This window comes from Candidatus Clostridium eludens (assembly GCF_045310515.1).
GTDB classification, from domain to species: Bacteria; Bacillota; Clostridia; order Clostridiales; family Clostridiaceae; genus Clostridium_B; species Clostridium_B eludens.
Genome location: NZ_JBJHZX010000008.1, coordinates 48929 through 73150, shown reverse-complemented (window position 1 = coordinate 73150; position 24222 = coordinate 48929). Strand labels below are relative to the sequence as shown.

Below are 24222 nucleotides of genomic sequence, written 5' to 3'. Positions count from 1 at the left end.
AAAATATGAGTATAAAAGAAAGACTATCAGGAAATGAAGCCATAGCAATAGCTATGAGACAAATAGAACCGGATGTAATGCCTGCTTTTCCAATAACGCCTTCTACGGAAATTCCTCAATATTTCACAAAGTATGTAGCGGATGGAAAAGTAAGGACAGAATTTATACCAGTGGAAAGCGAACATAGTTCAATGGGCGCAGCTATTGGTGCTCAGGCGGCAGGTGCCAGGACAGTAACAGCAACTTCATCATGTGGACTTGCTTTAATGTGGGAGCTTCTGTATGTTGCTGCATCCAGCAGATTACCAATAACTATGGCAGTAGTAAACAGAGCGTTATCTGGTCCTATAAATATAAATGCAGATCACTCTGATACCATGGGAGCAAGGGATTCAGGCTGGATACAGATATATTCAGAAAATAATCAAGAGGCATATGATAATTTCATACAGGCTGTGAGAATTGGTGCACATAAAGATGTACAGTTACCAGTAATGGTTTGTCAGGACGGATTTATAACAAGCCATGCAGTTGAAAATATTGAATTAATAGAAGATGAAAAAGTAAAGGAATTTGTGGGAGAATATAATCCAGAGCATTATCTTATGAATCCAAATGAAACCATGGCTGTAGGTCCATATGATATATCTGCGTATTATATGGAACATAAAAGGCTTCAAGCACAGGCTATGATAAATGCAGAAAAGGTAATTTTAGACATAGCTGAAGAATTTGAAGAAATGACAGGAAGAAAATATGGATTTTTTGAAGAATATGAGCTTGAAGATGCAGAGTATGCAATTGTAGTAATTAACTCAACTGCAGGAACAGCAAAAGCAGCTGTAAATAAAATGAGACAAGCAGGAAAAAAGGTTGGATTACTTAAAATAAGAGTATTTAGGCCATTTCCAGCAAAAAAAATTGCAGAAGCATTAAAAAATACAAAGGCAATAGCTGTAATGGACAGAGCAGAAGGTTTTTCAGCCTGCGGAGGTCCTGTTTTTGCTGAGGTAAGATCTGCAATGTTTGATGTGGAAAATACTCCTAAGATAATAAACTATGTTTACGGATTGGGAGGAAGAGATATTGCCATAAATGATATAGAAAAAGTTTATAATAATTTAAGTGAAATAGCTGAATCTGGAACTTGTGGTGAAACATATAGATTTTTAGGAGTTAGAGAGTAGGAGGTGGAGTATAATGGAATATAAATTTAAAGAGGAAATGAATAAATCAGAAAGATTAGTGGGCGGTCATAGAATGTGTGCTGGATGTGGTGCTCCTATTGCGGTGAGAAGTGTACTTAGGGCCCTAGGCGAAAAAGATAAGGCAGTAATAGGTTCTGCAACAGGATGTTTGGAGGTTTCTACATTTATGTATCCATATACATCCTGGAAGGATTCTTTTGTACATAGTGCCTTTGAATGTGCGGGAGCAACTATGGGTGGTGTAGAGAGAGCATACACTGCTTTAAAAAAGAGAGGAAAGATTAAGGAAGATTATAAATTCATAACCTTCGGAGGAGATGGAGGAACATATGACATAGGATTTCAATCATTGTCCGGTGCTATGGAGAGAGGCCATGACATGGTATATGTATGCTATGATAACGGAGCATATATGAACACAGGAATCCAAAGATCATCAGCAACCCCTAAGTATGCAGATACTACAACAACACCAGTTGGAGCTGTATCATCAGGTAAACCACAGTTTAGAAAGAACCTGACAGAAATAATGGTAAGCCATAATATACCATATGTAGCTCAGACAACATTTTTGGGGAATTTTAAAGATATACATGAAAAAGCTCATAGGGCAATATACAAAAAGGGACCAGCGTTTCTAAATGTGTTATCTCCATGCCCAAGAGGTTGGAGATATGAGACTGCTGATCTGATGAATATATGTAAATTGGCGGTGGATACATGTTTCTGGCCTATTTTTGAGGTTGAAGATGGAAAGTGGAGACTAAATTATAAGCCAAAAAATAAGCTTCCAATAGAAGATTTCTTAAGACCACAGGGAAGATTTAAGCACTTATTTAAAAAAGGCAATGAGTATATGATTGCTGAATTACAGGAAGAGATAGATAGGCGTTGGGAAATTTTATTAAAAAAATGTGAGGAATCAAGTGATTCTTAGGTTCAGGTGGAGCTTGCTCATGAGAAATGCTTTTCTCCACCTGAACCTTAGAAGAACTTATCCAGGTGCGTAGCAGTGCTTATACCCCACTTTGGAGAAGCTGGGGTGTTAGCAATGGTAGCGTTCGGATAAATAGAAAAGCTGAAATTAATTTGTTTTATGTATAACCAGTCTGTTAAACAGAAAAGATAAACTTAGTTAATATGTATTTGAATTTTGGAGGGATCATATTGGAGAACACTCATGATTTTCGTTCACCTGTAGTAAATCTTATTGGCGTAGGTGCTCTTAAAGATTTACCACTGGAACTAATGCCATATAAATTAAGTAAAGCTTTAATTGTTACAGACAAAAATATAATAAGACTTGGTTATGTTGAAATAGTTGAAAAAATATTAAAAGACTTGTTTATTTCTTATGATATATTTGATGGTATCTTACATCCAAATTGTACAGTTCCATTTGTAGAAGATGCCCTTGCTTATTCAAAAAAAGGGTTGAATAAATTAAAAAGAGATTATCATCTTATTATATCCGTTGGAGGCGGGACTAATCATGATTGTGCCAAAGGTGTGGCTATTATAGCAACTAACGGTGGAGTTGTTTCAGATTATGAAGGATATAAGAAAATGACAAAGCCTAGCCTGCCGATTGTATTAATAAATACTACTTCCGGCTCAGGATCTGAAGTATCCAATTTTGCAGTTATAAAAGATGAAAGCAGGAAAATAAAAATGGTTATTGGAGATCCAAAAATGATGCCTACAATATCTGTAAACGATCCTAGGTTTATGACAACTATGCCTCCGGAAATAACTTCTAGTTCTGGTATAGATGTTTTAACCCATTCAATAGAGAGTTTTGTTTCTACGGAGACTTCACCTATTACAGATGCCTTGGCAATTAATGCCTTGAAGTTAGTTTTTGAATATCTAAAGAGAGCATATGAAAATAATGATGATTTGGCGGCTAAGGAAAAAATGATGTTTGCTAATGTTATGGCTGGAATGGCTTTTAATAATGCAGGGTTAGGATATGTTCACGCTATGTCTCATCAAATAGGTGGATTTTATAACCAAATTCATGGAGTTTGTAATGCAATTTTATTACCCCACGTATTAGAGTTTAATGCAGTGTCAATACCAGAGGAAAGAATCTTTAAGATCAGTGAAACCATAGGTGTAAAAACCACTGACAAGCGAGAGGCTATTAGCAAAATTAAACATAGTATTCAAAACCTATGTGAAGATATTGGTATTCCAACTCATCTCAGTTCCATTGGAGTTGATGAGGGTGATTTAGAGGTTCTCTCTAAAAATGCCGAAAAGGATGTTAGTTCCTTCACAAATCCAAGAAGGGGAACTTTGGTGGATATAATGAATATTTTTAAAGCTGCCATGTAAATACACTACAGAATTACTTGATGAATCTATGAACCTGATTTAATTCTTTTCACACTTAGAATTAAATCAGGTTCAAAAGTTTTATTCATGCACAATAAGTTCAAATACATCTTATTATAGTATAAAGGAGATTTTTATCATGCAGAACATAATATTTGATGTTGATGGTACATTATGGGATTCAACAGAAGTTGTAGCTAAAGCTTGGAATAGAGCAATTTCAGAGGTTGGCGGAACAGATATAATCATAACATCCTCTGTGCTTAAGAAAGAGTTTGGGAAGACCATGGAGGAAATAGCAGATGATTTGTTTCCTCATGCCGGTAAGGAAAAAAGAGAGTTAATATTGAAAAAATGCTGTAAATATGAGCATAGTGCGTTGGTAGAAAATACAGATAATCTGCTGTTTCCAGATGTAAAAGAAACTGTTATAAAACTTTCGGAAAGGTGTCGTTTATTTATTGTAAGTAACTGTCAGTCTGGTTATATTGAATTATTCATGAAAAAAGCAGGAATTGAAAAGTATATTACAGACTATGAATGTTTCGGAAACACCGGTAAGGGTAAGGGCGAAAATATCATGCTTGTTATGAAAAGGAATCATTTGGATCATGTGGTATATATAGGAGATACACAGGGAGACTATGAGGCTACGGTATTTGCAGGAGTTCCTTTTGTATTTGCCAAGTACGGCTTTGGCAGTGTTGAAAATTGTTATTTGGCTATAAATGATATAGCAGAATTATTGGACTTATACCATTGAATATTTTAAGAAGAATAAAGTCACTGAAACGTCAGGAGTGATGGTCTAATACAATTTTATCTTATCTGGCCATGCTTCCTGTCTTGCTATTCTCCAAGTCTTATCTATGTACTGATGAGTATAGATTTGTTCCACTAGATGATATTTATAGGTTCCTTTTTTAGTTAATTTATAACCTTCTTCTGTTTTGTGTATTAATCCCATAAGCATTCCAAGTCTCAATTCAAATTTAAATATGTAGTCTAAATCACTATTAAAAAGCTTTTTAAAATTTTCACTGTTAATTTTTAAGGTATAGGAATTCCAAAATAGCCAATAAAGTGCACGAGTTCTTTTAGTGAAATTTAGGGTAAGGGCAGTTGGAATATTTCTATTGTCTATACATTTTATATATTCTTCTACTGAAAAGGTATTAACTTTAAATAGATCCTTTAAAAGAGTAGTGGCACTTGGACCAAAGCCTATAAAGTTATCTCTTGTAACAGAAGAATATTTAGGAACATCTTTCTTGCCAAAAGTCCATACAGCAGTTCTAGTGCACTGAAGTTCTTCACTTACTGTTTCAAGATATTCAAGAAGCTTTTTTTTATCTTTTTTTCCTAAGGGTTTAGTTTTGTTGTTAGCATAGGAAAAATCAATAAAAGGATAGGTTGAAACTTGAGTTGCGCCTGACTTAAATGCAGTAGTAAAATCATTTTTTAAATCCTCCTTGGTTTGTCCCTCTATACCAAAGATAAGGTCAACATCGATAGTAGTAAAGCCGGCATCTGCTGCCATTTTCACTTTCTCGGCACCATTAATATAGTCTCTGGTCAAAACCTTTAAGCATTTTTCTTGAAAAGATTGAATACCTATACTAACCATGTCAAAACCAATACTTTTCAGCTTTAAAAGAGTTTCTTGATTAACATCCCTTGGATGAAGTTCTAAGCCTATATTTGATGTTATATTAAAATTATTTCTCAATGCGGCGAAAATATCAAAAAGCTCTTCAAGCATAAGTGCTGGTGAGCCACCACCAAAATATACACTAGTTATTTTATTCATTTTCTTATTTAGACTACTTACCATGAGGATTTCTTTTATTAAGGCATCCTTGTATGAAGCAGCTAGAGATTTATCATACTTTACCTTGTTATAAGGGCAGAAGGGACATAGGGTGTTACAAAATGGAATGTGGACATATATTCCAAGTTCCGGAACATCCATATTAAGCTCATAATTATTTTTGTTCGTAAAAACAAAGGGTTTAAGAGAGCTTGTAAAAAGTAGTCTTAAAAAATTTGTAATCATTAAATATTTCATCCTCCTTATTAAAAGCTATTGGTTCAGTCCATTGAGTCTTTTTCGTATATAGTCAAGCTCAAATGATGAACAGATTCTTCTATCTTTATCATTTAAAATTCTATAGTGTTTTGATATTATATTCTGTTGAATTTTATAAATGCCGTTAAATTCAATATCTCTCCACCATATATTTCCACCAAGGGTTTTTTCATAAGCTTTTTCATAACCATTAAAGGCTAAAGATAATATAATGTCTTCTGCCTCACCGCCAAAAGCCAGCTGCAAAATTTCACTGTCTTTAAAGATAGTACATGCAGCAATAGCTGTAGTCCAGCCTAAAGAACATCGTCCTTTTTCTATTTGTACTAAGGTTTTTTTTGATATTCCTAGAACATCTGACATTTTATCTTGTGTATAGCCTTTTTCATTTCTTATAAGTTTAACTTTTGAATCTACTATTTTTATAAACTCTTCTCTTGTCATAATGAACCTTTCTTTAATAATAGTATTTAGAGTATAATTATTTATATATGGTAATTTATTATATTATAGTGAAATTTGTTGAAAATAGAAAAGGAAAATACTTATTTTTATGTCAGAAATCCGAGTGTTTATTATTAAATCACATAATGTTTTGACAATTATTATATATAATTAATATATAATAATTGTGTAGGGATTAGGTTTAAATATGAAATACATCATTGTCAATAAGCACCAGTATTAGCTGGTGCTTATTTCCTATTTGACGTAACTATTTAATTTTTTTGTAACTAAAAATACATATAAAAAATTAAATAACATATAACAACAGAAGGACTTATATCAACACTTTTTATCAGTGATATGAGTCCTTTTTCTTATATTGTATATGTTATTTTATTATTATCTTTTAATTAGAGGAAATGCTATAACATCTTTTATGGTATAAGAACCAGTAAGAAACATTATCATTCTATCAATACCTATTCCTAATCCTCCAGTTGGTGGCATTGCAGTATCGATAGCAACAGCGAATTCCTCATCCATTGGGCTTGCTGTTTCAAGCCCAGCTCTTAGTTTTGTCGCTTGTTCATGCAAAAGTATTCTTTGCTTCAATGGGTCATTAAGTTCTGAATAAGCGTTCCCAAGCTCAACACCATAAGCATAAGGTTCAAACCTTTCAATTAAATCCGAGTTATGTCTATGAATCTTACATAACGGAGAAGATTCTTCAGGAAAGTCTATAACGAAAGTTGGTTGAATTAGTTTCTTTTCACAATACACTTCAAACAAAGTAACTATTAATTCTCCCTTTGAACATTCATCAATAACTAATCCCTCATTTTGACTTTCTATTAAGAGCCCATTGTCCTTAATACTTTTAATAATTTCTCCCCTAGTAAGTGTCTCAACATCAATTCCAGTATCCTTTTTTACAAGGTCACACATCTTCGCTCTCTTCCATGGAGCTTTAAAATCAATTTCTACGTCTCCATACTGAATCTTTGTTGTTCCATTAACTTTATTAAATACATGTTCATATATATTCTCCATAAGTTTCATCATGTCATTATAGTCAGCATAAGACATATAACATTCAAACAAGCTAAATTCTGGATAATGTGTTCTGTCGATTCCCTCATTTCTAAAAGCTTTTGCAAAGGTATAAACTCTTTCAATTCCTCCAACTATAAGTCTTTTTAAATATAATTCTGGAGAAACATTCATATATACATTACAATCCAATGCGTTAACAAGGGTTGTAAATGGCTTTGCTTCTCCTCCACCGTATTTAGTATCCAGAATAGGAGTATCTGCCTCAATAAAGTCTAAATTGTTTAAGTATTCTCTGATAGTTGTTATGGCTTTTGAACGTTTAATAAATCGTTCTTTAACACCCTCATTCATTATCATGTCTAATGAACGATGTCTTTGCCTTAAGTCAGCATCTTGTATACCGTGATATTTTTCTGGAAGTGTTCTAATGGACTTTGACAATAATTCAAACTGATTTACTCTAATAGTGATTTCACCTGTCTGTGTCTTAAATACAACTCCATCAACTCCAATAATATCTCCTACATCAATTAATTTTAAGATTTCGTAACTTTTAGCACCTATTAGCCTTTTACTTAAGAATATTTGTATATTTCCTTTTTCATCTATAATATTGGCAAATGTAGCATTTCCCATCCTTCTTATTAGCATAACTCTTCCTGCTAATGTGAATTCTTGTTCTTCTTTTATATTTTCAAAGTTATCAAAAATATCCTTAGTATGAGTTATATCTTTGTAGCTATAAGGATATGGATTAACCCCCAATTCATAAAGCTTATTTAACTTTTTAACTCTTTCCACTACAAATTCATTTGAATCTGGCATTATCTTTTCTAAGTTTTCTATACTTTCAAATTCCTTATACATTTTAGCCATACCACCTTTAAATATTTATTTATGATTTAATGGATTTTTAGACAAATAAAAAACCTTCACCTCCAAGATTTCAATCTTGAGGACGAAAGTTATATATTCGTGGTACCACCTCAGTTTATCCATATGTCGCCATATAGACCTCTTCAAGTACATAATTAATTGTATACTCTATAACTTATAACGGGTTATACCGTCACAGCCTACCCCTGAAACCAGATTCGGTGTGCAACTCTGAAACCTTCTTCAATAAAAAAATCCTTACTCATTCTCACCTTGATAGAGCTCTCTGTAAATTCATATGTTTATCTACTCTTCTCTTCATAGTCTTTAAAAAATTATAACATAAAAGAATTAAATATGTCCATACTTCAAATCACTACTATTTGTGTTAATAAATAGTAGTAATCATATTTATTTTGAAGAAAATCTAGAAAATATTGTCATATGGTTAATTTTTAAGGTAAATGCAGAATTCATTAGGTTTTGTCCAAAATAAAGCAGTCAATCTGCTTATTATTTGAATATACCTTGACACAAAATACTTATTAGACTATAATATATTTCATAATTAAAATGTTCGTAAGCGAAACATTTCTACAAGAACTATTTATGTATGAAATATATTTTAAGAGGGTGAGGAATAAAAATGTCAAAATTATTATTTGTAAATATGCTTGGTCATGGACACGTTAACCCTACTATAGGTTTAGTTAAAGAATTCATAAATAGAGGGAATCAGGTTACTTACATTGCCAGTGAAGAGTTCAGAACTAAAATAGAGAAAACAGGTGCTGAATTTAAAGGTTATAAGAATGTATTTGATATATCAAATGCATCAAATATCTCAAATTTTATTAATGGAAACCTAAATTTAGAAAATAACAAACTACTATTAAAAGGTATTGGTACCTTTAAGAAAATATTTGAAGGTACCTTTAACCAAATAATTGAAGTTGTGTTTAATTCAAAGGAAAAATTTGATTACATCATTTACGATTCATCATTTATAATAGGTCCTGAAGTAGGAAGAATATTAAAAATACCTGCAATTTGTTCTATTACTACTTTTGCATCAAATGAAAGAACAAATTTTTTATCATCACATCTTAGTCAATTTGGAACTCAAATTCAGCAAATTTTAAATAGTTCAGAGGATCCAAACTTTGCTAAAAATCTACAAGAAAAGTACGGTATAAAGTCTCCAGGTATATCTGCTGCATTAACTGGAAGTGGTAAGATTAATATTGTATATACTTCTAAATATTTTCAACCTTGTGGTGAAAGTTTTGATGAAAATTATAAGTTTATTGGCCCATCAATATCAGACAGAAAAGAAAATATAAATCTTTCTTTGGAAACTGATGATAAGAATAAAGTTATTTATATATCTTTAGGTACTATATTTAATAATTCAATTGAGTTTTATAAAAGTTGTTTTAAGGCTTTTGGTAATATGGATGTAAAAATTATTATGTCTGTGGGTAAAAACATAGATATTAATACATTTGGATCTATTCCATCAAATTTTATTGTTCGTAATTATGTACCTCAGCTTGAAATTTTAAAACATGCAGATGTGTTTATTACTCATGGTGGAATGAACAGTACAAATGAAGGTCTGTATTATAATGTTCCATTGATTTTTATTCCTCAATTCGCTGATCAGCCTTTTGTAGCTAATAGAGCAGCTGAATTAGGTGCAGGAATTGTTATTGAAAAAGACAGAGTTACTCAAGAGGTATTAAAACAATCAGTAGCTAAGATTCTTTCAGACAACACCTTTAAAATAAATAGTGAAAGAATTGGAAAATCCCTTAGGAAAGCAGGAGGGTATAAAAAAGGTGTTGATGAAATACTTAGTTTAGCTGGTTAAAAGATCACAGTAAACTTATTTTGCACTGTTAAACATAATGAAAATACAGACATTTCTGTAATAAAGAATCATAAAAACATCGTAGAATTCAGTTTTGAATAATACGATGTTTTATTAATATTTCATTTTAAGTCAGGTCATAAGATAATAAAATTCTGTATTATCCTTATATTAATACTTATTATTTAGGCTTAGCGGTACTTATGGTTTTAAATATTGAACCAACTCTATCCTTTAGATCAAAGTACCCTGAATCCATCATTATTGTTGGTTTAACTTTTAGAGCATTTGGCCTTCCATTTTCCAAGCAGTCTTCATTGGCATATACTGCAACAATTTCTCCAATAAACATGGTAAAATCAAATATAGGAATTGTCTGTATTACCTTACAAAGATAATTTACAGGACATTCTTTTATCATTGGCGCATTTCCTGCATCATCATAGAACGAATCAAAAACATTCGATTTATCTTCTTTATTACCAGAGACACACCCACAAAGATCAGTCTTATCAATAGATTCAGAGGATGGTATGTTTACACTAAAGAATCCATTTTTCACTATGCCTGAAGTTGTATAGTGGGAATTTTTCAATGAAATATACAATACAGGCTTCTGACTTACAACACCATATGCACCTAGTGTGGCATAGTTTGGCTTTCCATTAACCATGGCTCCTGCTAAAACTGTAATAAATGGTCCAAAAGGGATATTTGATATTTTCTTCTTTATCATATTCTTTCTCCAATCCAATTATTTATTTGTTGCAACAATAATAATTATATGGATAAATTAAAAAAAGTATAGACTGTTTCTTTTCTATGAGTTATCATATAGATAGATCACGCCCCAAAATAAATAATCTTAGCATCACAATATCTTTATTTTTTATATGTGTCTTAATTGAACATGGTAAGTATAATATTTAATTTTATCTTTCAACATTGACAAGCTAAAGTTAAAGTGCTATTCTTATTGGAATAAGTACTATCGCTTATAGATAACAAGTTATTGGCGGTGCGGAAGTTACAAATATGTTAATAATAATAATTATATAGTAAATCGTTGATGAGGAGATAAAACTGTACGTGCACTTAAAGAGAGTTGGTGGTGCTGGGAAGCTAACAGAACGCAGTATAGAAAAGTAGCCTTTGAGAGTGTGGGTCAAAAGGATTTGGTAAAATTCTGAGTAATTCACAACATTGGGATTATGTTATAAATCCGGAATGTGTTTGCATTCTTTAAATGAGTGGATGTTTTACATCAATTAAGGTGGTACCGCAGGAAGATGAATTTAAATCCTGTCCTTTGTATTTATACAAAGGACAGGATTTTTTATTTTATATATTATTTGAAAAAGGAGAGATAAACATGAATTTTAAATATGCTCATAGAATGGATAATTTAAAAGCATCTGAAATTAGAGAACTATTAAAGCTCACTCAGCACCCGGAGGTTATATCATTTGCAGGAGGACTCCCTGCAGCTGAACTCTTTCCAATTGATGAAATAAAAGAGGTTAATAGGCTTGTACTTGAAGAGGATGGAAAAAATGCGCTTCAATATTCAACTACAGAGGGTTATGATCCTTTGAGAAAATGGGCTGCAAATAGAATGAATACAATGTTAGGAACTTCTTTTGAGTATGAAAATGTATTAATTACACATGGTTCACAACAAGCTCTTGATCTTTCAGGAAAGGTTTTTTTAGACGAAGGAGATATTGTACTATGTGAAAGCCCTACATATCTTGCAGCGATTAGTGCCTTTAAAGCATATAGCTGTAAATTTGTTGAAGTGCCTACAGATGAAGATGGTATGATCGTAGGCGAACTTGAGAAGATACTCAAAACTACTGAAAGAATTAAATTGATTTATGTTATTCCTGATTTTCAAAATCCTACGGGGAGAACATGGAGTATTGATAGACGTAAAAGATTATCAGAACTTGCTACAAAGTATAACATAATCGTTATTGAGGACAATCCTTATGGTGAACTTCGTTATGAAGGTGATAAACTGCCATCTGTAAAATCGTTTGATAAGAGTGGAAATGTTTTATGTCTGGGTACTTTTTCAAAAATATTTTGCCCAGGTTATAGAATTGGATGGATTGCAGGAGAGAAAGAGATTATACAAAAGTATGTGCTGGTAAAACAATCTACTGATCTTCAATGTAATACAATGGCTCAGAGGGATATAGCGAAGTATCTTGAATTATATGATATTGATAAACATATAGCTAAAATTCTTAAAGTTTATAAGAAAAGACGTGATTTAGCTATAAAAACAATGGAAGTAGAATTCCCAAAAGGAGTTACATTTACAAGGCCTCATGGTGGATTATTTATGTGGGTTCAACTTCCAGCGGAGATAAATGCAAGAGATGTACTTGGAAAATGTCTTGAAAGAAACGTTGCATTTGTTCCAGGCGGTTCCTTCTTTGCAAATGGTGGAAAAGAAAATAATTTTAGAATTAACTACTCAAATATGCCAGAGGATAAAATTGTTATAGGAATAAAGTGCATCGGTCAAGTGCTGAAAGAATTTATCAATTGTTAATCCCTTAGAAGATTTTCAATTCTAAAAGTATTGATATATTTTAATTTTAAGTTTTGTGGGAGTAGTGTTAGTTCAACCAGGACAAGCTGTCAAAAAAGGTGGTAAATTAGATCAATTCATAATGAAACATGACATAGTGTCGTCATATTATATCAGGTATAATAAAAAACGTAAATGCTGGGGAGGGATTTTTATGAATTCTTGTTTATGGCCAGGAAAAAATCTAATGATGCTGCAGTATCATGACAGCGAGTGGTGCGTACCAAGCCGTGATGATTCATACATATTTGAAATGCTTACATTAGAAGGCGCTCAATCTGGATTATCATGGAATATGGTACTTTCAAAAAGAGAAGATTATAGAAGAGCTTTTCACAATTTTGATGTTGTATATTGTTCAAAGTTAAGTGATGAAAAAATAGGAGATATCAGAACAAGATTTAATGTTATTAAAAATTTATCAAAATTAAAATCTGTAAGAAATAATGCTTTAGCAATTATTAAAATACAGTTAGAGTATGGAACCTTTTCTGATTTTTTATGGAATTATGTGAATTTTAAACCGTTGATAAACAATTGGAAATCTGATAGTGATATTCCTAATAAAAGTAGTTTATCAGAGCAAATTAGCAAAGATCTGAAAAAAAGGAACTTTAAATTTGTGGGACCGATTACTATCTATTCATTTATGCAAGCAATTGGTATGGTGGATGACCATATAAGAACATGTCCTCATCATTCCACAAACAGGTAATATATGAAATTTTATAGACTAGGTTATTATATATACAAAAGTCCTTAATAATGCCGTATATACCTAAAACATTATTGCTGAATTACAGGCAAAACGGGTAGTGAAAAATGATATATTCAGTTATAAATTTATAAATTTAAACTTATTTTTATATCTATTTCCTTATATCCATTCAATTACCTAGAGTATTTTTTATAGAAATACACAAACTTTAAGTGTAGCATTTAAAATTGCTCTAGAAAGAGGTGTTTCTTATGGCACGTAACAATAGTAATTTAGTAGTAACAGGCAAAGTAGCTAAGTTTAAAAGAGAACCGGATGAAGAAATTGGAATAGGCTCAAAGAAAATCTATAATGGAGATTTAATTGCTAGAAAAGCTGGAACAGTAGGTGGCAATAAAACGGCTAAGGCTTATGAGGAGGACTTAAGGTAAAATATGATATAGAGCTTAGAGCAGCTTTACTACTCTAAGCTTTATTTTTGCAAAATATTGGGATGATATAATAACAAACATAGAATATACACCTAACATGTATTGTGTAAGGCATCTAGTCAAAAGCTAAGTGCCTTTATTGTAAAAAATCAGAGCAATTATTAGGAATTTATCCAATTAGGTTTTCTCCATCCTTAAATGCTCTCAAAGATAACTCCTCAAATCATGTCACAAAAGGTATTAAGTGAAGCACTAATACCTACTTTATATGCAATAGCAATGGCAGTAGACGGAGCGTTTGCTATCTTTATTGGCAAATATTACGATAAAATAGGATTGATTTCTTTAGTATCGATACCTTTATTAAGTATTCCAGTAGCATTATTGGAGTTCTCGCCAAACTCTATATTTGCAATTATTAACGCAATATCTCCAGTTAAATGCTTAGCGTAGATTTCTGTGCAAGGGATTTTATATTTATCTGCTAGGGTTCTATACTCATCTTCACTGTTTAAAATTAAATTACCATTCAATAGAATAATTTTTAGTATTTTGCATAATATATAAATACATTTAAAAATCTCGAAAATTATTATAATTAAATATTAGTGGTATTCATTTTTATCATTTATTCAACTTTATAGTATGATATTATAAATAGGTGATGGAGTTCGCCTTTAAATGCTTTATGCTGATGACTCCTACTTTGAATTCAAAGTAGGAGTCATCTATTTTTTTCAGCAGAAGTGAAATTACAAGAAATACTTACTATTGGGAATTAATGTTTTATTGCCATTTGTTTGGGATTAGTTATATTTAGTTATGTAAATTTATTATAATTTGTTTTAGGAGGAAAGATTTATGAGTAAAAAAATTCAGATGATAACTGCAAGAGAAATTTTTGATTCGAGAGGAAACCCCACAATTGAAGTTGATGTTCTACTGAATGATGAAAGCTTAGGGCGAGCAAGCGTTCCTTCAGGTGCTTCAACAGGTGATAAAGAAGCAGTTGAATTGAGGGATGGTGGAAAAAGGCTAGGCGGTAAAGGTGTCTTAAAAGCTATTAAAAATGTAAATAGTTCTATAAGAGAAGCACTTGTTGGATTATCTCCTTTTAATCAAGATATGATTGATCAGATACTTATTGATTTAGATGGAACAACTACTAAAATGAATTTGGGTGCAAATGCCATTTTGGGTACATCCATGGCTGTTTGTCGTGCGGCTGCTCAATCAGAAAGGATTCCAATTTACCGTTATCTAGGAGGTATTAATATAGAATTACCACTTCCTTTCTTTAATGTTATTAATGGTGGTAAGCATGCTGATTCTGGAATTAATATTCAAGAATTTTTAATCACACCTATAGGATTTTCAAGTTTTCATGAAGGAATTGAAAGTATTGCTGAAACATATCATACGTTAAAAAGTTTGTTAAGTGAAAGAGGACTGGTAACTTCAGTTGGAGATGAAGGTGGATTTGCTCCTCATCTAAAATCAAGTGAAGAAGCTATAGAATTACTTATTCAAGCAATTGAAAAGGCAGGATATACACCTGAAAAAGATATCGCTATTGCTTTAGATCCAGCTGCTAGTGAGTTTTATAAAAATGGAATATACAATTTTGAAGGAAAAGAATTATCATTCGAAGAAATGACTTTATATTATGAAAAGCTAATAGATAAATACCCTATTATATCAATAGAGGATGGACTTTCTGAGCATGACTGGAACGGTTGGGAATTCCTAACTAAAAAATTAGGAAATAGAATTCAATTAATAGGAGATGATATTTTCGTTACGAATCCTTCCATTTTAAAAAAAGGTATTGAAAAACACATTGCCAATTCAGTTTTAATTAAATTAAATCAGATTGGAACTATCACAGAGACTATAAAAACAATAAAAATGGCACGGGAAGTAGGTTATACTACCATGATTTCTCATAGATCTGGAGAAACAGAAGATACATTTATTGCAGATTTTGCAGTAGGATTATGTGCAGGACAAATCAAAACTGGCTCAATGTCAAGGACAGAGCGTGTATCTAAATATAACCAATTTTTAAGAATTGAAGAAGAACTAGGTAGGGATTCTATTATGACACCATTTAAATTAAAAAGGTAAGATTTATATATAATTAGGTTTATATATTTTGATGGTTATAGAATTTATACAAATATTTTTATCCACTTAATAGAAGCTTTTATAACATAAAATGGATAGGGGAATTCATTAATAACATGAATAGTTTATTAAGAATAATAGTTGGGGAGCAAGAATATACTGCTAATTCACATAATGCCTATAAATGGATAAAGAAATTTTTAGGGAAAAAAGGATTCCCAGGATTGATAATTAGGCGTAGCGAATTAAACCTTGATTATCAAAGTGGACTGCATTCATTTACACTTGAAGATGTAGCATTTAACAACTTGGCTGTTATTTTAGAGACAGTTGCTAGTAATAGGCAAATAGAAAAAGTGAAACAAGAACTTACTGGAAATATGATTCATGGCCAAGTGAGTGTAGTTAAAGGAATGGAGGAGAAAGATATGGAAATGCATGATTATTTTGTTGTTAAAGTTTATACAAAAGAGAATGATTTGTGGTTTAAAAGAGAAGAGTACGAAAAGATTTTAGATTTTTTTCAAAATACAAAGGTTATTTGGGCTACAATTACTAAGGGTATTGTTGGATATGGCAAAGATAGAGTTGTGCATAAACAACGCATGTTTTCGTTTAGTGAACAAATGCCTATTGTAATAGAAAGTATTGTTGCTTCTCAATATTTAAAAGATTTATTAGATGAACTTAAAATCATTGTTAAGGAGGGTGTTATATTTACAACACCAGTAAATATGATAATGGATAAATAGCAAGGAAAAGTGATGTGGCAACTAAAAATTTGAAATTTATTTTTATAAAAAAGGAGATAAGAACTTTGTCAAATAATATAGATGATATTGCTAATAAAAATGTTATGAAATTAGGATGGGTGGCATTTTTTGGGGGGTTAAGTCAAGATATGATTTCGCCTGTTTTACCAACATTTTATTCTCAAATCCTAGGACTAAATAAAAGTACTATAGGGCTTATTGAGGGAGCAGTGACTACTATAGTGAGTATTTTCAGAATTTTATCCGGAATTATCTCGGATAAGATAGGAAAAAGAAAATCAATAGTTTTTATAGGTTATTTACTTTCAGCAATAGGAAGATTAATTCTATTCTTAGCAACAGGTGCTTTTAGTGTTTTAGGGTTAAGGTTGCTAGATGGCGTAGGGAAAGGATTAAAAGACGCACCAAGAGATGCACTTGTGGCAAAATCATCTAAAGCAAATAAAACAGGTTTTGCTTTTGGATTACAAAGAACATTAGATACTTTGGGTTCTTTTATAGGACCTCTAATTACAACATACCTACTTTTAAAATTTGCTGTATATGGAGAAATAAAAAAGTATAGATATTTATTTATAGCTGCAGGAATTATTGCATTTATAACAATTATTATAATTGGAATATTTGTTAAAGAAAAAGTGGGAGAAAATGTAGGAGTAAAGTTTAAATTTGATAGAACCATATTAAAAGGAAAATTTATGTTATTTCTCATTATTATACTTACATTTACATTAGGTAACAGTAGTGATGCATTTTTAATTTTGAGGGCTGAAAATGTAGGTATATCTCCTATTAAAATTCCAATAATCATAGCCGTATTTAATTTGTTTTATGCGTTACTCTCTATACCAAGTGGAATTCTTTCAGATAAAATTGGAAGAATTAATGTTATGCGATTAGGATGGTTTCTTTATGCACTAACTTATGTAGGTTTCGCTCTTGCTAAACTTCCCTGGCACATATGGGTACTATATATTGTATATGGAATATATTATTCAACAACAGAAGGTATAGCAAAGTCTCTTGTAGTTCACTTAGTTGGTGAAAATATAAGAGGAACCGCCTTTGGATTATATAATGCTTCTGTTGGATTATTAGCCATTCCAGCAAGTGCTATTGCGGGTTTGCTATGGGATCGAGTTTCTCCATCAGCACCATTTTATTTTGGAGCAATATGTTCAGTTATAGCAATAATATTAAGTATGATAACTAATATAGAAAAGTATAAGGTAATATAATAAATTGTGTGATGATATAAAATCCATGGTTTTGTGATATTAAATAGTGTGGATTTTTATTTAACTCTATAGTATAATATTTATAAATAGGTGATGGAGTTCGCCTTTAAATGCGTTATGCTGATGACTCCTACTTTGAATTCAAAGTAGGAGTCATCTATTTTTTTCGGTAGGAATACAAATATTTCTATCCAATAAAAAATGGTGACGCTTATGAAAAGTTCTAAAATCTTCTTGATAATTATCGTAATACTAATCTTTATTATGTCTTTTATAGGAGTAAGGGGATCACTGATTGAAAATCTAGAAATACTCATAGGTGTTGGGACAGATATAGATGTGGATCCTTCAAATACAATTTATGGTATACCTTTTATAGTGTATATTTATTTCAAGGTAGTAAGATAACGGGTACTACCTTCACTGAAGAAGACGGAAATTGAAGGAAAACACGAGAAACTAGGCAGTTGAAAGAAGGCAAAAAATCTATGGTAGGCCTCAATAGAATATTTTTATTTGGTGAAAAATCTGCACTATTTGGTATTAAAAATACTTTAGATAAGTTATTAATAACCATAAATATTATGAAGATATATTATTATAGACGTATAGAAGTTAAGGAAAGGAAGTCATTAATAATGAATATAGGATATGTTAGGGTTAGTACGGTTGAACAGAATGAAAGAAGACAGGTTGAAGTGTTAAAAAAATATAGTATGGATAAAGTATTTACTGAAAAGGTTAGTACCAAAAATATAGATAGACCAGAATTAAAAGCAATGATAGGCTTTGCAAGAGAAGGGGATACAATATATGTTAGTAGTTTGGATAGGTTAGCGAGATCAACGAAAGGCTTATTAAATATAGTAGAAGAATTACAGGTAAAAGGGGTACATTTAGTAAGCGATAAAGAAAATATAGACACATCAACTACTACAGGAAAGTTAATGATTACGATGATAAGTGCTATTGCAGAATTTGAACGTGTTAATTTACTTGAAAGACAAAAAGAAGGTACCTGTAGGGGAAAATAAAGATACAGAATTTGTGGATTCTATAAAAGATGAAAACAACCTTTATGAAACTGAAATTATTAAATTTTCCTCCTTTTAGAAAGGATTTATTTGTTTTTTGAAGAAGTATTAATCTAATATATATTGCACAAATGGAAATCAATAGGACATGCGAAAAAGGTGAAACAACTCAATAAATAGTAATTTAGGGAGCTTTGCTATTGTTTTTATTTTTTAGAAAATATGCGATTTTCTTGAGTTCGATTGTATAATCATGATTCAATGAAAAAATATCTTGTTGACACGGAAGGAAGATTGGCTTATACTTAACTTGTTTCCAAAGAAGAAAGTGAGAGGATTCATAATGAGTATTGAGAGTGATATTATATTTTCTTTAAAAAAAATTCAGCAAAGCACTGAGTTATTTATTCCTAATATTGAGGGCGAACTTAGTATTTCACAAGTACATTGCATTTCTGTTGTAGCAGATATTGAAAATGCCAATGTTACTAAAATATCCAATGAATTAGGGATGACAACTGGTGCCATTACAAAAATGTGTAAGAAATTATTTAGTCAGGGTTTTGTTGAGAGGTATCAAGAATCAGGAAATAAGCAAAAAATATACTACAGGTTAACAGAATCAGGGCAAAGGATATATAAAATTCACAAAGGAATACATGATAAAATCCAACAGGATAAAGAATCTATTATAGATAAATATAATGAAGACGAGAGAGCAATTATATTGAGATTTCTTAACGATATAAACTCTATGATGGACAATACGTTTAAGGATTTTAGGAAAGATAACAGCACGTATTAGTTAACTTAGGTTTGGTCAAATCATGTGAGATTATTTTCTGATAAATTAAATATATTATAATGGAGGGCTTTATATGAAAATTGACTTGAGTTTTAAAGTGGATAAAAAAGCATTAGAAGAGATATTGGATTTGCTAGGACAAGCGAATATGAACCTTGAAAAACAGGGATATATAGGAACTCACTTTGATGTTATGAACAAAGAATTTTCTATAGATAAAGCTATAACAAGGGGTAGAGTATTTGATGTAAGTCATATTAAAAATGGAGAGGTAAAAGTAAATGATCTCGATTTAAGTAGTGTAAAAAAAGGTGATTTTGTAATGTTTTATTCAGGAATTTTAAAACAACTTAGATATGGAACAAAAGAATATTTTTCCACAAATATCGAGTTATCTGATGAGTTGATTGATTATCTTATAGATAAACGGGTGAATTTCATAGGCATAGATATGAATGGAGCACAAAAACCAGCTAATCATCTGCGTATTGATCAGCACTGTGCTGACAGAGGAGTATTTATTATTGAAAATCTAGATAATTTAGACCTAATGCTGGAGAAAGCATCCGGCGAGTCATTTACAGTATATACTTTCCCGGTAAATATGAGTGGATTTTCCGGACTTCCCTGCCGAGTAATTGCTGAAATATAAGTATATAATCTAGCGGGAATCATCAAAAATGACCAGGTATATATCAGATATAGTAATTTATTCAACATTAGCAGCTATAATTTTAGTAAATTAGTAGAAAAGCTAAACAAAATAAGATAAACTATTTTATATATTTTGATTTTCACTTGCTAATCAGAAAACTGAAGGCGAGCTTTCTTTATAGAAATGCTGGCCTTTTTGTTATATTTATAATTAATAGGAGAAGGTGTAAAAAATGAAGGTTCGTGACAGTGGAATGCCTGAACAAAAATACTGGGAAAGTTTATTTAGCGTAGAACTTATTCTTGATAAAATGGAAATAAATCAAGATATAAATTCTCTTGTAGAGTTTGGCTGTGGCTATGGAACATTTACATTGCCCAGTGCTGAGAGGATTAGAGGTAATGTTATTGCCATAGATATGGAAGATGAGATGCTTAATATAGCTTCATCGAAAACTGTTCCTAAAAATAATATAACTTTCGTAAAGCGTGATTTTATAGCTAATGGTACAGGGATACCCGATAACTCGGTTGATTATGTTATGTTGTTCAACATACTGCATCATATCAAGCCATTAGAAATTTTGGATGAGGCATACAGAATACTTAAGGTAGGGGGAAAGGCCGGTCTTATTCATTGGAATTATGATCCAGATACTCCAAGAGGTCCAAGTATGGATATTCGCCCAAAGCCTATTGAAATGAAAGAATGGGCATTAACAGCTGGATTTAAACAAATAGGATACAATTATATTAGCTTACCGCCTTATCACTATGGATTCGTTGTATATAAGTAATAGATACATTTACAACATTACTACAATTTGGACGATATATTCTGGGGTAATTCATTAAACACATTTGGTACTAAAGCTGATGCGGAAACGAGAGATATGAATTTACATATTCAAGAGATATAGTATTACAACTTTTGAATGAAATAAGAAACTCTTTTGGACGTACAAAATAAGCATTATCTACAATAGTGAAAGTTCGCATCCCTTATTAACTGCGATGTTAGAAAATTTATATAAAGCGAGGTAATATTATGAGCAATAAAAATATATTTGAAGGCAATCGAGCCGCTTGGAATCAAGCTTCGAAATATCATCAAAAGGCAAGAAAAAATTCATTGCTAAAGAGTTTTAAAAATCCTGAGTTCACAACATTTAACAGCGATTATGATGATGTTGTGGTTAACAAATTGAAACATATTAATTTTGATGGTGAGATCATAGCTCAAATGCAATGCCAAAACGGTAGGGAGTTGTTGTCGCTCATGAAGTTTGGCGCAAAAGAAGCGATAGGGTTTGATATTTCCGATATCGCTATTTCCGAAGCCGAGCAGCTTGCCGAAACAGCAAAGCTAAATGCAAAATTTGTAAGAACCAACATATTGGAGATTGAAGATAAATACAACGATTACTTTGACTTTATATATATTTCAGAGGGGTCGTTGCAATGGTTTCCCGATTTGAATAATTATTTTAATGTGTTATCAAGGCTACTAAAGAAGGGTGGACAAATATTGATTTCTGAGATACATCCATTTGTTCATTTCTTTGATAATGGATTTGATTTTGAAAAACAAAATCTTGATAAGTTAATTTCTTATTTCAAGAAAGGACCTTATAATTATGCGACAGGGATGGATTATGTTGGTGGAGTAGAGTATGAGTCAGACGAGTGCTTTTGGTTTATGCACAAAATATCTGATATTATAAGCGCTATACTCCAAGCCAATATTGAGATACAAGAATTTGATGAGTACAATTTAGGAAATTCAGATAACGAAACACTGAAATTGCTTGACGAATTTCCGCTTAGTTATATCCTCATTGGAAAAAAGAAATAATTGTTGTTTAGAATTGTTATGCAAAGATAGGTGCCAATCAATGAAAAAATGGCCGGCCCAGATTACTGTTTCAAAAGTACACCTTGCAGCCAAGGGTGCACCAGAGGGGTACAGCATCTTTTTTGTATCCTCAAGGCATATGGAGGATACAATAATTTGAGAGTAGGATTGGTAAGAGAATCTAAAAGTTAATTCGCATCATTCTTATGGGATTTATTAACCGTAAAATCTACGATATTTGTACGCCAAGCGAAGCTTGGTATTTCTGATAGAGTGGAAGTCTCTATAGGACAGGGTCTAACCAACCAACCTTATCGAGTGTTGCGCCGAAACTGGTAACAAATAGGTGAAGTGTACACAGAGTAGCATGTAGGCCATAGGGAAAACCGTAATTCCTGAAGTATATTCAGCTCCGTTAATAGATGAGACTGCAAACAGTCTTAAAATGCAGATGACGACATGTTAAGTATCATGGAAGTCAATACAATACATGACAGTTGGAAAGATTTATTCTACGGAATTGCTTGATAAAGCATTTGAAGATGTAAAGAAATGTAATGCTAAATTTAGTACAGTGATAAATAAGATATCGGTTGAAATGATAGGTGAAAATGAAGAATCAATTATTATAATAGAACACGAATTTATTGCTACAACTCAAGTAATGATAAATATATCAAGAAAAAGATTATGTAATCAAGCATCAAAGGAAACGAGGGAAGTATGGCAAGAAGTATTGAATTATATTAAAGATGTAGAACCAGAATTGTATAACGTATGTGTGCCAGACTGTATATATCGAGAGTGGTGTTACGAGTATAAATAATGTGGTTATCATAAGACCGAGGCATATAAAGAACAATTAATGAAATATAGAGATGGTATTAATTAAGTGTTTCATGTGTAAAAATACATTATATAATGAGGTGAATGCATGAATGAACATTTTGTAAAAATACTGAAACAACTTGGAGTTGAAGATAATGCTGCAAATAGTATATCAAATAATATACGAGAGGAATATTTAAATTCAACTAAGTGGCATATTTATGAAGATACTGTCTTTTGCTTAAAAAGTACTATGGAAAAGGGATATTGTAATGTAATCGTTTCAAATCATGTACCAGAATTAGAAGAACTAGTAAAAAATTTAGGTATTAGGGATTATTTTATAAAGATATATTCTTCAGCACATATAGGATATGAGAAACCTAATATAAAAATATACCAAAAAGTACTTAGTGACTTAAACGATGTTGAAAGTACAACTATGATTGGTGATAGTTATATTGCTGATATACAGGGAGCAAAAGGTGCAGGTATTGATGCGATTTTAGTAAGGAAAAGCAATGATTATAACTATGATAAATATTTTACTTCATTAATTCAATTGGTTAATTTTATATAAGTCTATTATTCCACAATATTTTAACAATACAGCGTATGAAAGAGGTAAAACAACTCTATAAATAGTAAATTTAAAAAGGAGAAAACATGGATAGTGTATATGTAAGTTGCCCCGAATTTGAAAATAAACAATTCAACTTAAGATTTATTTCTATTGACGATTGTGATGACTTATTAAAAGTATATTCTGATAAAAAAGCAATTCCTCTATTTAATAGTGATAATTGTGACGGAGATGATTTTTATTATGCTACACATGAAAGAATGAAGCAGGCTCTTGATTATTGGAAATTCGAGTATGACCGAAAAGGTTTTGTAAGATGGTCTATTATAGATAAAAAATATAATGCTGTAATTGGAACAATAGAATTATTTCATAGAGAATCCAAAGATTATTTTAATAATTGCGGGCTTCTCCGTTTAGATTTGAGAAGTGATTATGAAACAAAAGCCAATATAATAGATATTTTAAAATTGATTATTGATAAAACTTATTCATTGTTTGAATGTAATATGATAGCAACAAAGGCACTTCCTATTGCAACCGAAAGAATAAAGGCTTTGAAGGAATTAGATTTTTCACCTACTGAAAATAAGTTGATTGGTAATGGTGGGATGGAATATTCATCATATTATTTTAAAAAGAGATAAACTGCCTAACTATGAGATAAATGAAATTAAGTTATTTAGTA

General features: G+C 31.3%; 24 protein-coding genes, 2 riboswitches and 1 other annotated feature. Of the genes, 20 read left to right on the top strand and 4 right to left on the bottom strand.

Translation table 11 applies throughout. From position 1 onward, the window contains the following. The first annotated feature begins 5 nt into the window (after positions 1-5). From porA to ACJDU8_RS07275, 4 genes are all read left to right on the top strand, one after another. Positions 6-1187, top strand: a complete 1182-nt coding sequence (gene porA / locus ACJDU8_RS07290) for a pyruvate ferredoxin oxidoreductase (protein WP_406791489.1) — start codon at positions 6-8, stop codon at positions 1185-1187. A gap of 13 nt (positions 1188-1200) precedes the next feature. Continuing rightward, positions 1201-2145: a thiamine pyrophosphate-dependent enzyme gene (locus ACJDU8_RS07285; RefSeq protein WP_406791488.1), complete on the top strand. Its 945-nt coding sequence runs from the start codon at positions 1201-1203 to the stop codon at positions 2143-2145. A 230-nt stretch (positions 2146-2375) separates the two neighbouring features. Next, positions 2376-3548 (top strand): iron-containing alcohol dehydrogenase, encoded by a 1173-nt coding sequence (locus tag ACJDU8_RS07280; protein WP_406791487.1) that lies wholly within the window; start codon positions 2376-2378, stop codon positions 3546-3548. A gap of 139 nt (positions 3549-3687) precedes the next feature. After that, entirely contained in the window at positions 3688-4311 is a 624-nt protein-coding gene (locus tag ACJDU8_RS07275) for an HAD family hydrolase (RefSeq protein ID WP_406791486.1), read from the top strand. A gap of 45 nt (positions 4312-4356) precedes the next feature. On the opposite strand, the gene ACJDU8_RS07270 is transcribed toward ACJDU8_RS07275, so the two are convergent. The 3 genes from ACJDU8_RS07270 to lysS all read right to left on the bottom strand — a co-directional run bounded on the left by ACJDU8_RS07270 (position 4357) and on the right by lysS (position 8004). Continuing rightward, positions 4357-5604 (bottom strand): radical SAM protein, encoded by a 1248-nt coding sequence (locus tag ACJDU8_RS07270; RefSeq protein ID WP_406791485.1) that lies wholly within the window; start codon positions 5602-5604, stop codon positions 4357-4359. Between the two features lie 27 nt (positions 5605-5631). Further along, positions 5632-6081, bottom strand: a complete 450-nt coding sequence (locus tag ACJDU8_RS07265) for a helix-turn-helix transcriptional regulator (RefSeq protein WP_406791484.1) — start codon at positions 6079-6081, stop codon at positions 5632-5634. A 402-nt stretch (positions 6082-6483) separates the two neighbouring features. After that, on the bottom strand, positions 6484-8004 hold the full coding sequence (lysS, locus tag ACJDU8_RS07260; protein ID WP_406791483.1) for a lysine--tRNA ligase: 1521 nt from the start codon (positions 8002-8004) through the stop codon (positions 6484-6486). Positions 8005-8088: 84 nt separating this feature from the next. After that, positions 8089-8344: a binding site (T-box leader), on the bottom strand. Between the two features lie 315 nt (positions 8345-8659). On the opposite strand from lysS, the gene ACJDU8_RS07255 reads away from it, so the two are divergent. Next, positions 8660-9886: a macrolide family glycosyltransferase gene (locus ACJDU8_RS07255; protein WP_406791482.1), complete on the top strand. Its 1227-nt coding sequence runs from the start codon at positions 8660-8662 to the stop codon at positions 9884-9886. A 181-nt stretch (positions 9887-10067) separates the two neighbouring features. On the opposite strand, the gene ACJDU8_RS07250 is transcribed toward ACJDU8_RS07255, so the two are convergent. Continuing rightward, on the bottom strand, positions 10068-10622 hold the full coding sequence (locus ACJDU8_RS07250) for a flavin reductase family protein (RefSeq protein WP_406791481.1): 555 nt from the start codon (positions 10620-10622) through the stop codon (positions 10068-10070). A 636-nt stretch (positions 10623-11258) separates the two neighbouring features. On the opposite strand from ACJDU8_RS07250, the gene ACJDU8_RS07245 reads away from it, so the two are divergent. The 15 genes from ACJDU8_RS07245 (at position 11259) to ACJDU8_RS07175 (ending at position 24181) form a co-directional block, all read left to right on the top strand. Continuing rightward, complete coding sequence (locus tag ACJDU8_RS07245; RefSeq protein WP_406791480.1) at positions 11259-12449, top strand: aminotransferase-like domain-containing protein; 1191 nt, start codon at positions 11259-11261, stop codon at positions 12447-12449. Between the two features lie 193 nt (positions 12450-12642). Beyond that, positions 12643-13203 (top strand): DNA-3-methyladenine glycosylase I, encoded by a 561-nt coding sequence (locus ACJDU8_RS07240; RefSeq protein WP_406791479.1) that lies wholly within the window; start codon positions 12643-12645, stop codon positions 13201-13203. Positions 13204-13457: 254 nt separating this feature from the next. Next, positions 13458-13637 carry a small, acid-soluble spore protein, alpha/beta type gene (locus ACJDU8_RS07235; protein WP_406791478.1) on the top strand — a complete coding sequence of 60 codons (180 nt, stop codon included), beginning with the start codon at positions 13458-13460 and terminating at the stop codon, positions 13635-13637. A gap of 651 nt (positions 13638-14288) precedes the next feature. Next, positions 14289-14348, top strand: a riboswitch (Fluoride riboswitch). Between the two features lie 150 nt (positions 14349-14498). After that, the gene (gene eno, locus ACJDU8_RS07230; RefSeq protein WP_406791477.1) at positions 14499-15764 is read left to right on the top strand and encodes a phosphopyruvate hydratase; all 1266 of its coding nucleotides are present in this window, start codon (positions 14499-14501) and stop codon (positions 15762-15764) included. Positions 15765-15880: 116 nt separating this feature from the next. Then, positions 15881-16516 (top strand): DUF190 domain-containing protein, encoded by a 636-nt coding sequence (locus tag ACJDU8_RS07225; RefSeq protein WP_406791476.1) that lies wholly within the window; start codon positions 15881-15883, stop codon positions 16514-16516. Positions 16517-16581: 65 nt separating this feature from the next. Further along, positions 16582-17775: an MFS transporter gene (locus ACJDU8_RS07220; RefSeq protein ID WP_406791475.1), complete on the top strand. Its 1194-nt coding sequence runs from the start codon at positions 16582-16584 to the stop codon at positions 17773-17775. Positions 17776-17855: 80 nt separating this feature from the next. Continuing rightward, positions 17856-17915, top strand: a riboswitch (Fluoride riboswitch). Positions 17916-17988: 73 nt separating this feature from the next. Then, on the top strand, positions 17989-18183 hold the full coding sequence (locus ACJDU8_RS07215) for a hypothetical protein (protein ID WP_406791474.1): 195 nt from the start codon (positions 17989-17991) through the stop codon (positions 18181-18183). Between the two features lie 59 nt (positions 18184-18242). Beyond that, positions 18243-18809 (top strand): recombinase family protein, encoded by a 567-nt coding sequence (locus ACJDU8_RS07210; RefSeq protein ID WP_406791473.1) that lies wholly within the window; start codon positions 18243-18245, stop codon positions 18807-18809. A 343-nt stretch (positions 18810-19152) separates the two neighbouring features. Then, a complete protein-coding gene (locus tag ACJDU8_RS07205; RefSeq protein ID WP_406791472.1) occupies positions 19153-19614 on the top strand; it encodes a MarR family transcriptional regulator in 462 nt (153 codons plus the stop codon). A gap of 73 nt (positions 19615-19687) precedes the next feature. Next, positions 19688-20266, top strand: coding sequence for a cyclase family protein (locus tag ACJDU8_RS07200; protein WP_406791471.1), 579 nt, complete (start codon positions 19688-19690; stop codon positions 20264-20266). Positions 20267-20501: 235 nt separating this feature from the next. Next, the gene (locus ACJDU8_RS07195) at positions 20502-21065 is read left to right on the top strand and encodes a class I SAM-dependent methyltransferase (protein WP_406791470.1); all 564 of its coding nucleotides are present in this window, start codon (positions 20502-20504) and stop codon (positions 21063-21065) included. Positions 21066-21316: 251 nt separating this feature from the next. Next, positions 21317-22123, top strand: coding sequence for a class I SAM-dependent methyltransferase (locus tag ACJDU8_RS07190; RefSeq protein WP_406791469.1), 807 nt, complete (start codon positions 21317-21319; stop codon positions 22121-22123). 490 nt (positions 22124-22613) lie between these two features. Beyond that, a complete protein-coding gene (locus tag ACJDU8_RS07185) occupies positions 22614-22949 on the top strand; it encodes a hypothetical protein (protein ID WP_406791468.1) in 336 nt (111 codons plus the stop codon). 108 nt (positions 22950-23057) lie between these two features. After that, on the top strand, positions 23058-23531 hold the full coding sequence (locus ACJDU8_RS07180) for an HAD family hydrolase (protein ID WP_406791467.1): 474 nt from the start codon (positions 23058-23060) through the stop codon (positions 23529-23531). Positions 23532-23617: 86 nt separating this feature from the next. Continuing rightward, positions 23618-24181: a GNAT family N-acetyltransferase gene (locus ACJDU8_RS07175; RefSeq protein WP_406791466.1), complete on the top strand. Its 564-nt coding sequence runs from the start codon at positions 23618-23620 to the stop codon at positions 24179-24181. Positions 24182-24222: the final 41 nt, after the last annotated feature.